Origin of the sequence: Peribacillus phoenicis (assembly GCF_047238085.1) — a bacterium.
GTDB lineage: Bacteria > Bacillota > Bacilli > Bacillales > DSM-1321 > Peribacillus.
The window spans coordinates 1,460,992-1,472,846 of record NZ_JBDFMF010000001.1 but is presented as its reverse complement, the minus strand read 5'-3'; the positions used below and the strand labels follow the sequence as shown (position 1 = coordinate 1,472,846).

General features: G+C 42.2%; 10 protein-coding genes. 1 reads left to right on the top strand and 9 read right to left on the bottom strand.

The window, feature by feature from the left end; all coding sequences use genetic code 11:
• Positions 1-125: 125 nt before the first annotated feature.
• Both ABC374_RS07145 and ABC374_RS07140 read right to left on the bottom strand, forming a co-directional pair.
• Positions 126-1,214 carry a BMP family lipoprotein gene (locus ABC374_RS07145; RefSeq protein WP_350302039.1) on the bottom strand — a complete coding sequence of 363 codons (1,089 nt, stop codon included), beginning with the start codon at positions 1,212-1,214 and terminating at the stop codon, positions 126-128.
• A 162-nt stretch (positions 1,215-1,376) separates the two neighbouring features.
• Complete coding sequence (locus tag ABC374_RS07140; RefSeq protein ID WP_101224693.1) at positions 1,377-2,102, bottom strand: GntR family transcriptional regulator; 726 nt, start codon at positions 2,100-2,102, stop codon at positions 1,377-1,379.
• A gap of 304 nt (positions 2,103-2,406) precedes the next feature.
• On the opposite strand from ABC374_RS07140, the gene ABC374_RS07135 reads away from it, so the two are divergent.
• Positions 2,407-2,706 (top strand): DUF6509 family protein, encoded by a 300-nt coding sequence (locus tag ABC374_RS07135; protein WP_413016664.1) that lies wholly within the window; start codon positions 2,407-2,409, stop codon positions 2,704-2,706.
• Between the two features lie 30 nt (positions 2,707-2,736).
• Here the strand turns inward: ABC374_RS07135 and ABC374_RS07130 are convergent, their stop codons facing one another.
• From ABC374_RS07130 to asd, 7 genes are all read right to left on the bottom strand, one after another.
• Complete coding sequence (locus ABC374_RS07130; RefSeq protein WP_413016662.1) at positions 2,737-5,067, bottom strand: DNA translocase FtsK; 2,331 nt, start codon at positions 5,065-5,067, stop codon at positions 2,737-2,739.
• A gap of 238 nt (positions 5,068-5,305) precedes the next feature.
• Positions 5,306-5,533 (bottom strand): YlzJ-like family protein, encoded by a 228-nt coding sequence (locus tag ABC374_RS07125; protein ID WP_034313564.1) that lies wholly within the window; start codon positions 5,531-5,533, stop codon positions 5,306-5,308.
• Positions 5,530-6,276 carry a ClpP family protease gene (locus tag ABC374_RS07120; protein ID WP_034313566.1) on the bottom strand — a complete coding sequence of 249 codons (747 nt, stop codon included), beginning with the start codon at positions 6,274-6,276 and terminating at the stop codon, positions 5,530-5,532. Before ABC374_RS07120 ends, ABC374_RS07125 begins: the two co-directional genes overlap by 4 nt.
• A 127-nt stretch (positions 6,277-6,403) precedes the next feature.
• Positions 6,404-8,074: a ribonuclease J gene (locus tag ABC374_RS07115; protein ID WP_350302035.1), complete on the bottom strand. Its 1,671-nt coding sequence runs from the start codon at positions 8,072-8,074 to the stop codon at positions 6,404-6,406.
• Between the two features lie 281 nt (positions 8,075-8,355).
• Complete coding sequence (gene dapA, locus ABC374_RS07110; protein ID WP_350302828.1) at positions 8,356-9,225, bottom strand: 4-hydroxy-tetrahydrodipicolinate synthase; 870 nt, start codon at positions 9,223-9,225, stop codon at positions 8,356-8,358.
• Positions 9,226-9,272: 47 nt separating this feature from the next.
• Positions 9,273-10,499, bottom strand: a complete 1,227-nt coding sequence (gene dapG, locus ABC374_RS07105) for an aspartate kinase (protein ID WP_137019708.1) — start codon at positions 10,497-10,499, stop codon at positions 9,273-9,275.
• A 106-nt stretch (positions 10,500-10,605) separates the two neighbouring features.
• A complete protein-coding gene (gene asd / locus ABC374_RS07100; protein ID WP_350302034.1) occupies positions 10,606-11,661 on the bottom strand; it encodes an aspartate-semialdehyde dehydrogenase in 1,056 nt (351 codons plus the stop codon).
• Between the last annotated feature and the right edge of the window lie 194 nt (positions 11,662-11,855).

The following is an 11,855-nucleotide window of genomic DNA, read 5'->3' as shown; positions in this document are numbered from 1 at the left end:
AAAACCAAATGAAAAACTACGATTCTATCATAGTTTTTCATTCGATATTTTTCAGATGCAAAGAGCAATTGGGAAAAGAAAGAATAGAGGGCAATTCGCCTCCCTATTCTTTCTGGCATTACAGCTTATAAACCAAGTTTTTTGAATTCTTCATCCGTGCCCGGAACTACGAATTCACCTGATTTAATTTTTTCTGTCCACTCTTCGACCGCTTTTAAAGATTCTTCTGTTACATTATCTTTTGTATCGGAAATGCCTACACCATTTTCTTCGATACCGTACTCAATTACTTTTCCGCCTGGGAAGTTTCCTTCTTTCGCTTTTTCGGAAAGGTCTTTAACTGCCACGTCAACACGTTTTAACATGGAAGTAAGTGTGATGTTGTCGTCAGTTCCAGGAACTGCCCCTAATTTAGCTTGGTCGCTATCTACACCGATAACATAGATTTCTCTCTTAGGATCTTTTTGCTTTTGCTCGACTGCTTCAGTGAATACACCTTTTCCAGTTCCGCCAGCAGCATGATAAATGATATCGATACCTGAAGAATACATGGAGCCTGCTGTGGATTTACCGATATCAGCTTTATTGAAATCTCCGGCATATTTAACTTCAACTTTCGCATCCGGATTTACAGATAAAACCCCAGCCTTAAAGCCAACTTCGAATTTCTTGATTAATTCAGATTCAACTCCGCCGATAAAACCGACCTTGTTTGTTTTCGTTTGCAGACCGGCAATTACACCTACAAGGAATGAACCTTGCTGCTCTTTAAAATTAATGCTGGCTACATTCTTTTTATCTACAACTGTATCAACGATAGCAAAGTGTGAGTCCGGACGTTGATCGGCCACTTCACCAACAGCTTCGGCTAAAAGAAAACCGATACCATAGATTAGTTGGTAATCTTCACGTACAAGCGTATTCAGGTTTTTAGCGTAATCTGCATCAGATTTAGATTGCAGGTAGTTGTAGCCATCCTTACCTTTTTCCAGACCATTATCCTTACCGAATTCCTGAATGCCCTTCCAAGCGGATTGGTTGAACGACTCGTCATCCACGCCGCCAGTATCAGTTACCATTGCAACAGTGAAGTTATCTTTGTTTTTCCCATTTGAAGATTCTTTATCATCATTCTCTGAATTACCACATGCTCCTAGTAGCGTACCGGCTGCAAGAACAAGTGAAAGAGCTAGTCCTAATTTGCGCTTTTTCAATTTTTATCCCCCTAGTTTTACATAGTTTTTTTTAGCAGGAATGTTCTGAAAAGTCATTTATGTTTGCGTTTTCACTTCTCGTTAATTTTTTTTGCATCCGCTTGATCGACTTTTTCGGAATCGAAACAAACGCTTGCATTCACCCGTCTGCAGAGTCAAGACCTACACACGTTTACGAAGAACATGAAAGCTGAACATATTGGCTTTAAAGTAGTTTACAGAATACAGGATAGGCTGGTCCCAATCATCCAGATGCATCTGCTTTAGAACGAGTAGTGCGGCTTCTGGCGAGCATTTAAGGATAGGAGAAACTTTCTCATGATATCCAATAGGCTCAATCTCTGCTACGGCATGCGTAATTTTTCGATGCGCATCTCTTTCCAAAATATCTAAAAGAGACTCATCATTACGGTCAAAATTTTCTGATAGTATAGATTCAGGAATTTTGTCAATACAGTAGACAACTGGCTCCCCATTCGCAGTCCTTACTCGTTCGATGATGACGATGCGTTCATCTGTCGAACACGAAAACCTGCGTATATCTTCTTCTGTAGGTTCTTGGGCCGTCGAGCTTAAGAAAATCGTACCCGGTTTCATTCCTGCCTCTTCAATCATGTTCGTGACACTTTTTAATTGCTCGATACCTGAAGTGAACCGAGGTTTCGGATTGACGAAAGTCCCAACTCCATGGCGGCGAATGATGATGTTTTCTTCTTCTAAAATTCGCAGCGCTTCTCGAAGTGTCGCCCTACTCACTCCCAATTTTTTTGCAAGATCGAATTCTGAAGGGAATTTTTCATTTTCCTGATAGACTCCAGCTTCAATATCCTGCTTCAGGTAATCAATGACCTGCAAATATAAATGTCGACTATCTGATTTTATTGACATACAGTTTCCCCCAGCTAATTTCTTAAGACATCAGACCTCTGATGTTGAATCATTCCTACTAATCGAAAATAATATAACATTTTTTTTGACATAAATAAATAGTGTTTTACTATTTACTTTAAAAGAATTTAGGAGAAATTACCCTTCCCTGTGTCTTTCAATCTAGATGAGGCCGCGGAATTTGCACGATTATTCTCCTAAATCAGATAAATTTTTTTTGAAAATGCAAAATGAATGCAGCTCTGTTCAAGATGCTGTTTTCCTGTATAATAGGATTTATCTTCTTTGAAGGGATGTACACAAGATGTTAAAGATTACAGAATACACGATCGAAAAATTGAATGATCCATTTGGTATTTTGTCCGGGGAACGTTACGAGTTGTTCCTGGATATTGAAGTGCCTGAAGAGGATGAGCTCTTTTCAGAAAATGGTTTATATATCCGGGTGCTTTTTGCAGTGGAAGAGCAAGTAGGAAAATTGATTAAATATGATATTTTTGAAAAAGGTAATGAGGGCACACTCGAATTCGATTTAGAAGAAGATGAAGAAGCGATGATTACCGACTTCTGCCTTAAACATTTAGACGAGGCGATGAATAATTAAAAAACCGGGCTGCTGCCCGGTTTTTTTTACCTATGATGAATGCGCTTCATCCTGTTCATCTTTAGTGACCAACACATTTCGTGGTTTACTGCCTTCATATGGACCGACAATTCCCCTCGCTTCCATTTCATCAATCAATCTCGCTGCCCGCGTATAGCCAATCCGGAAACGGCGCTGCAGCATGGAAACCGAAGCAGTCTGCATTTCTACTATCAAGGACACGGCATCCCCATATAAATCATCTTCGACTTCACCATTTGAAGTTTCTGCAATTTCATCGGGTATCATCTCTTCGCTGTATTGTGCTTTTTGCTGTGAAATGACATATGTGACAACTTCCTCGACTTCATTGTCGGATAAAAAGGCACCTTGGACGCGAACCGGTTTTGAAGCTCCTGCTGGCAGGAAGAGCATGTCACCCCGGCCTAACAGTTTTTCAGCTCCGCCCATGTCGAGGATCGTTCTCGAATCGGTCATTGATGAGACACTAAAAGCAATCCGGGATGGGATGTTCGCTTTAATGACCCCTGTAATTACATCGACGGATGGCCGCTGAGTGGCAATTATCAAGTGGATGCCCGCGGCACGTGCCATTTGTGCAAGCCGTGTGATGGCATCCTCTACATCATTTGAGGCGACCATCATCAAATCCGCCAGCTCATCGACAATGACTACGATATAAGGCAAGAGCGGTTGTTTGGCATCTTCTTCGATGTTATACCGGTTAATATAATCATTGTAGCCTTCAATATTACGCGTACCGGAATGAGAAAATAGCTCATAGCGCCTTTCCATTTCACTGACAACTTTTTGCAAAGCCTGTGCAGCTTTCTTTGGATTTGTCACTACAGGTGCGAGTAAGTGGGGAATTCCATTATAGACATTCAGCTCCACCATTTTTGGATCGATCATCATCATTTTCACTTCATGCGGTTTTGCCCGCATCAGGATACTCGTGATAATCCCGTTGATACAAACGGATTTCCCGCTGCCAGTAGCACCAGCCACTAGTAAATGCGGCATTTTATTGAGCTCCGCCTTAACCGCTTCACCGGAAATATTCCGCCCTAGGCCTATTTGCAGTTTTGCGTCAGGTTTGTCAACTTCCTTGGCCTCTAAAACTTCCCTTAATGACACCATCGCCACTTCCGAGTTGGGCACTTCTATCCCGATTGCCGATTTTCCGGGAATCGGGGCTTCGATCCTAATATCCTTTGCGGCAAGTGCAAGGGCCAAGTCATCGGATAGGCTGACAATTTTACTTACCTTCACTCCTACGTCCGGATGAACTTCGTATTTGGTTACGGCTGGGCCTAAATGAACTTGAGTGACCCTCGCTTTCACTCCAAAGCTATGAAAGGTGCGCTCAAGCTTAGCCGCATTATCATGGATCAATTGGTATTCTCCGCTTTGATCCGTTTTTTTGGGCTGTAATAGTAAAGAAAGAGGCGGTAAAAGATATTCTTTATTCTCCACTTCCGTAAAATTCATAGGCGGAACGGCATCATCCTGGTCCTCTTTATTATCAGCTGCAGATTCCGTGACGACCGGAATTATTTCGTCTTCGTCGCTATAGGCTTTATCAGCAAAGCTGGAAATAATCCGCTCCGTCGCCATTTGCTCTGTATCCTCTTCTTGAAGAAGGGGCTGATCCGTTTCTTCCACCGGTTCTTTTTCCCGTTTCTTCTTTTTAACCGGATTCTTTTTCTTTTCTTTTTTGTCTTCATTCCACGTTCTCATATCATCTCTGAATGCAGACCATTGCTTTTTGAAAAAGCCGCCAAGACCCATGAAAAACTTCCCGAGGGTTTCACCTAACGTTTTCCCTGTCAATAGGACGGCACCTACAATGATAAAAAGGAATGAAACGATTTTCGATCCAGCTTCGTCGAATAAAAAGTATGAGGCTGCAAATAATATCGCTCCAATCATACCGCCCCCAAGGTCCTTTGTGCTGGCCTTGCCGGTCACTTCCATCCAGAATAGTTCCCATGTATTCGAAATGACGCTGGGCTTCGTGAACGGTCCTCCATCTGCAAGCATGTTGAACAGCGTGACATGACTCAGTAGGAGCATGCTCGCAACAAGGAAATACATCCCGACGAATTGCCGTTTTAACAGGTAAGGGACCTCCCTCTTTATCATCAAATAGAATCCAGCTGCGATTGCTCCCAACAAAAAGAGGATATACCATTCCCCCATGAAGAAGCGGATTAAAAAGACCGTCCCGTTTCCCACTGCTCCGAGCTTGGCAATGGCAATGATGGCCAAACCTATTATAGTGAGGCCAATCAATTCATATTTAAGCGTTAGTTTTAACTTCTCTGTACTATTCTTTTTTCTGCGTTTCTTCTTTGCCATAATATCACCTGATTCTTCATGAAACTATTCTAACTTTCCTATTCAACATCACTACATGATTTCCCTTCACGAAACAAACGTTCGCTACTGATTATACCAAATAAATATGACCTTGTCCTTGATATAAGTACCATTCATTCTTAAGGCGGACATTTTTCCCATATAATGAATAAAGCAGCCAAGCGGCTGCTGATTTTCATTCCAGTATATCATAATTTACCTCAGTTAGTCGTTTTTACTAATGGTTCATATGTTCGAACACATTTATGACAGCTCCCGGCTGAATGTGTACATTCATATAATCTTCAGGATCGGTGCTGACGATTCGGTCAATGCGAAACGTACGGCCACCGTCATGTTCAACCATCACATGGACACCATTGTAGATCATTTCTATTAAATTTGCCGTCTTCTCATGGTGATGAGGGAAAATTATTTCTTCAGGAACGATCGTATAAAGCGTCATTGCAGAAGCCCCTCCTCTTCCCCGGCAATTTTTGGCCTTCTTTCTTCCATGAAGCTATTTAGTTTTCTCATTGCCTGGCCCACTCCTCCTACATCATCGATCATACCGATTTCAACTGCCTCGGCCCCGATAACATTCGTACCGATATCACGGGTCAAGTTTCCTTTGGCAAACATTAAATCCTTAAAACTTTCTTCTGTAACGTTGGAGTGGCGAGTAACAAATTTAATGACTCTTTCCTGCATTTTATCCAAGTATTCAAAGGTTTGAGGCACGCCAATGACTAGCCCTGTCAAACGAATGGGATGAATCGTCATCGTTGCTGTTTCTGCTATATAGCTATGGTCACACGAAACCGCAATCGGCACACCGATCGAGTGCCCTCCCCCAAGTACAATCGAGACGGATGGCTTTGATAGGGAAGCCAGCATTTCTGCGATTGCCAGTCCCGCTTCGACATCTCCTCCGACTGTATTTAATATGACAAGCAGTCCCTCTATATTGGGATTTTGTTCAATTGCCACAATTTGCGGAATAACATGTTCATATTTGGTCGTTTTATTTTGAGGCGGCAGCTGCATATGTCCTTCAATTTGTCCAATGATCGTCAAACAATGGATTTTTGAGTCTTGAGATAGTTGCGGAACATTAGTAGCCCCCAGCTGCTGGATCTTTTCGATTAAAGTTGAATTCTTACCTTCCTGCTTGCCTTCATTTTCATTTGGTAATGGTGCATTATCCACTATGCCAACCCCTTTCTCTTATAGCCTATAGCTTTATTATGTCTCGAGTCTCGGACTTCATTCTTCAAGATATAAGAGGTTTGAAACAGAAAAAGAACCCCTGACTGTTAAATCAGGGGTTCCTTACTTAATATTCCATGATGATCGGTAAAATCATTGGACGGCGTTTCGTTTTTTCATAGAAGAATTGGTTTAACGCATCACGCATTTCCTGCTTCAGCGTGGACCAATCAAATGGTTGGCGCGACCCATTTTTCTTTACGATTTCACTTACAATTTCAGTTGCTTCGCCAATCATTTTCTCTGATTCGCGAACATATACGAAGCCCCTTGAAATGATTTCAGGGCCTGCTGCAATGCTTTTATCCTGACGGTTCAACGTGACCACTACAATCAAAATGCCATCCTGGGATAACAAGCGCCGATCACGAAGTACGATATTACCCACATCTCCAACACCACTGCCATCTATCAAGATATTTCCTGCAGAGACTTTCCCGGAAAGGCCCATTTTATTGCCCTTAAGTTCGATGACATCACCTTTTTCGGCAATGATGATGTTTTCCCGCTTAATCCCCGCTGCAATCCCAACTTTTTGATGGGCATATAAATGGCGGTATTCCCCATGTACAGGGATGAGGAATTTAGGATTCATCAAATTGATCATCATTTTCAGTTCTTCCTGGCTGCCATGCCCTGTTACGTGCACTTTATATTTATTAGCAGATACCACTTCAGCACCTACCCTGTATAGTAAATCGACGGTTTTGGATAAAATAAGTTCACCGCCCTGTAGCGGTGATGCACTGATCAAAACGGTGTCTCCCTTTTTGATCGTTACCTGCTTGTGCGTCTGTTTTGCCATTTTTTGAAGTGCCGCAATGGGTTCGCCCTGATGACCTGTCGATAACACGACGATTTCACGGTCGTCATACTGGCCTATTTCATTAATTGGGATTATCAGCTCTTCTTCTACCTTTAAGTAGCCGAGGTTCAATGCTGTTTCATAAACGCGTTGCAGGCTTTTCCCGACAACTGCCACTTTTCTGCGACTTGCTGCCGCTGCATTGAAAACATGTTGAATCCGGTTGATATTCGAAGCGAAGCACGCAACAATGATCCTTCCGGAGGCAGCATGAAATACCTCTGTAATATCTTTGGCCACAACTGCTTCTGATGTCGTATAACCTGGCCTCTCGGCTCCGGTACTATCCGAAAGCAAGCATAGGACACCTTCTTCACCGATACTGGCCATTTTACCGATTTCCGGTTTATATAGATCTGTTGCTGCTTGATCGAATTTGAAATCCCCTGTATATACGATTGCACCTTCACGAGTGTGGATCACGACTCCGACGGAATCGGGAATACTATGGTTTGTCCGGAAAAAAGACACGGCTGCTTGAGGGAAACTTAAAAGAGAATCCGAATCGATTTCAGTGAATGTCGCCCTGCCGTTAAAGCCATCTTCCTTTAATTTCGTTTTGATTAAAGCAAGAGTAAGCTTTGTTCCATAAACAGGGACCGGTAAATATTTCAAGACATAAGCAAGCGCTCCCATATGGTCTTCATGACCATGGGAAATGAATATCCCCTGCACACGTTCCTTATTATCCATCAAATACGTAATATCAGGGATAACCGCATCGATTCCGAGCATTTCATCTTCTGGCAGCATTAACCCTGCATCAAGAAGATAGATGTCCTCGTTCACCTCAACGACGTACATATTTTTACCAAGTTCCCCTTGTCCTCCAAGAGAAATCACTTTTATTCCATTATTTTTATCTTTACCCAATCGAATATCCTCCTTAAAAAATCCCGTTCATAATTTCCCAATGATTTCATTATAACCGATGTTCAAAAAACATGACAACACTTACCATTTTCAGAGGGACTTTTTCATTTAATCCAATAAAACAACCTATTATGTAAGAGATCCTTTGTACTTTTATCCAGTCTCGATTGATCATAAAAAAATTTAAATATTTTCATCCGAAATCAGAAAGTTATCCCATTCATATACATCATTATGTAAAAACAAGCCAATCTTCAACGATCAGCTTGTTCTGTGTCCTTTTATTTTTTTAATACCTTGGTTAATGCAAGGCGCTCCTGCTCAGTCAACGGCACGATTGGAAGTCTCACCGATCCAACGTCAATTCCATATAACTGAAGCGCTGTTTTGACAGGTGCAGGGCTTGGCGCTGCAAACAAACCTTTTATAAGCGGTATCAGTTCCTGATGCAGCCTGGCTGCCTCTTTCAAGTTCCCGCTGATGAAGGCCTCCACTATTTTCTGCAGCTCATTACCTGCAATATGTGAAGCAACCGAGACTACACCCACACCACCAATCGCCAATACTGGGAGTGTTAAAGCGTCGTCCCCACTATATAATGCAAAATCTTCATCCGTGCCTGCTATGATTTGGGTCATAGCGTTTAAATCCCCGCTCGCTTCCTTAACGGCTACGATATTAGGAATTTTTGAAAGGCGGATGATCGTTTCCGGTTCAATGTTAACCGAAGCGCGCCCAGGGATATTGTAAACCATAACAGGGAGAGTCGTACTAGCTGCAATAGCCTTAAAATGCTGGTACAGACCTTCTTGATTGGTTTTACTATAATACGGGGCAACCAGCATTATCGCATCGGCGCCATTTTGTTCCGCTTTTTTTGTCAACTCGATGGACGCATACGTATTGTTGCTTCCTGTACCCATGATGATGGGCACACGTTTTTCAACAACCTTAGAAACATGACGCAATAATGCAATTTTCTCCTCCGAAGATAAAGTTGGAGACTCCCCTGTCGTTCCCGAAAGCACAAGCGAATCTGTTCCATTCGCTATTAAGTAATTAACCAATGAAGTCGTCTTTTGAAAATCAACATTTCCCTTGCTATCGAAAGGGGTGACCATTGCGGTTGATACTCTACCAAATATCATTATCTAACACCTCTTTAATTTTTAAAACCTTTATTTATTAAAAAACCTTATTATTGGACTTCCCTTTCATGCAATTGAAACGCATAGTGCAGGGAATTAACAGCTTCTATTAAATCTTCCTCTTTTACGAGTACCCAAATTGTCGTATGGCTGTCCGCTGACTGGAGAATGGCAATTTCCTTTTCGGAAAGCGCTGTGACAATCTTCGCTGCAACGCCTGGCACTCCATTGATGCCTGCACCGACTACTGAAACCTTGGCACAATTGCGTTCAATGACCGGTTCATGACCAAGCTCGGCCAAAATCGAGAGGGCAAGTTCTGTCATCTCCTCGGAAACGGTATAAACTACGCCACTTGGATATATATTTATAAAGTCCACTGAAATGGAGGCATTGGCCATTGCTTTGAAAACTTCTGCCTGTAGATTATATTGATCTTTTTTCGCACGGACCTTGATTTGAGTGATCTTTGGTACATGGGCAATCCCGGTCACGAGCCTTTCACGTATGTCGCTGCCCTGGCTTCCCTTGTTCATGCTTGTAACAAGTGTTCCCAAGCCTTCGCTGTAAGTTGACCTTATCCGAATCGGGACTTTCGCCTGCATCGCAATTTCAACAGCTCTCGGATGAATGACCTTCGCCCCTTGATATGCCATATTGCAAACTTCCGTATATGAAACGATTGACAATGGACGAGCTTGGTCGGCAATACGTGGATCTGCCGTCATGATTCCTTCCACATCCGTAAAAATATCGACCCGTTCAGCTTGCAAAGCCGCACCTAATGCTGCGGCTGAAGTATCACTTCCACCACGGCCGATGGTCGTGATGTCCCCGTTTTTAGCCGCTCCCTGGAAACCTGCTACAACGACAACATCCTTCACTTCAAGTTCTTTCATGAGACGGTCGCATTTCATTTCGATAATTTTCGCACTTGAATAGTCGGTATTCGTCAAGAATCCCGCTTGGGCTCCAGTATATGCGACCGCATCAATACCATGTTCCAAGAGCATGTTCGTAAATACGACTGATGATATCGTTTCCCCTACTGACATAAGTAAATCCTGTTCTCGTTTTGAAAGGCAGGCTTTCGCTCCATTTACCAGGGAAAGTAAGGTATCCGTTGCATAAGGATCGCCTTTTCTTCCCATTGCTGAAACCACAACCACCACTTTATAGCCTTCTTTAATCGCATTTTCAATATGCCCCTTGGCGAATGAACGGCTTTCCTCATCACGAACGGATGTCCCACCGTATTTCTGGACGATAATTTTCATAATATGCACCCCAAATATAAGCCAGCTTCCCAATCCGGGAAGCTGACAAAAACTCTCTATCCTATTGGAATTTAATTTTCTGTCGAGTTCATTAAGAATAAAATTTTTACTTAACGGTAACCAAACCTAATTTCAAAAGGCTCTCAGCAATTTGAACGGAATTCCAAGCTGCTCCTTTTAATAGATTATCGGAAACCACCCATAAATGGAAGCCTTTATCTTCATCCAAATCTTTGCGTATCCGACCGACGAATACATCATTCTTGCCGACGGATGAAGCAGGCGTAGGGTAAACTTGTTGTTCCGGTTCATCTTCTAACACTATTCCAGGTGCCGTTTTCATTAAATCTTTGATTTGAGAAGCCGCTATGCCTTCTTTTTCAACTTCAATGTATACAGATTCCGAATGACCTGTTACAACAGGAAGCCTCACGCAAGTTGCAGCCACTGGAAGGTTTTGCATATGCATGATTTTCTTTGTTTCATTAATCATTTTCATCTCTTCGAACGTGTACCCGTTATCTTGGAATTTATCGATTTGGGGAATGACGTTAAATGCGATTTGATAATGCTTTTCGTCCCCTTTTACCGGTAAAATTTTCGGATCTATTTCTTTTTCATCAAGCAAGTCGCGAGCTTGTTCCTTTAATTCATTTATCGCAGCTGCACCTGCACCCGAAACAGCCTGATAGGTAGAAACAACAATTTTTGATAAGCCGTATGTCTTGCGAATAGGTTCCAATGCCACAACCATTTGGATAGTTGAACAATTCGGATTTGCAATGATCCCATTATGCTGTTTCAAGTCTTCCTCATTTACTTCAGGAACGACTAGCGGCACATTTTCATCCATGCGGAATGCGCTTGTATTATCGACTACTATCGCACCGCGTTTCACTGCTTCTGGAGCCAATTCCTTAGACACGCTTCCTCCAGCACTGAATAAAGCTATATCGATGCCTTCAAAGCTTTCAGGTTTTGCTTCCTGCACTTCGATTTCTTCGCCCTTAAACGTAAGTTTGATTCCTGCGGAACGAGCCGATGATAAAAAGATGATTTTCTTAATCGGTAAGTCCCTTTGTTCGAGTGTTGAAATCATTTGTTGTCCTACTGCTCCAGTTGCTCCCACAACTGCAATACGCAATCCCTGTGTCTCAGTCATTTATACATACTCCTTTTCTATCTCTTAAATTAGTTATTTATTGGATTTATTACTTCTTTTTTAGAATATCATTTATTTTAACACATTAACATTCCAAAGGGTCGCACTTTAACAAAATATTCTGGTAGTGGAGTGGTTTTTTATAACTTCAACCTACAAATTTATGCATATATGTCAGTCGTTAGAAAGCTGGT

Excerpts from the sequence above, each read along its gene's own strand:
- ABC374_RS07140 (WP_101224693.1), bottom strand. The coding sequence starts at position 2,102 with ATGTCAATAAAATCAGATAGTCGACATTTATATTTGCAGGTCATTGAT.
- ABC374_RS07135 (WP_413016664.1), top strand. The coding sequence starts at position 2,407 with ATGTTAAAGATTACAGAATACACGATCGAAAAATTGAATGATCCATTT.
- ABC374_RS07130 (WP_413016662.1), bottom strand. The coding sequence starts at position 5,067 with ATGGCAAAGAAGAAACGCAGAAAAAAGAATAGTACAGAGAAGTTAAAA.
- ABC374_RS07125 (WP_034313564.1), bottom strand. The coding sequence starts at position 5,533 with ATGACGCTTTATACGATCGTTCCTGAAGAAATAATTTTCCCTCATCAC.
- dapG (WP_137019708.1), bottom strand. The coding sequence starts at position 10,499 with ATGAAAATTATCGTCCAGAAATACGGTGGGACATCCGTTCGTGATGAG.
- asd (WP_350302034.1), bottom strand. The coding sequence starts at position 11,661 with ATGACTGAGACACAGGGATTGCGTATTGCAGTTGTGGGAGCAACTGGA.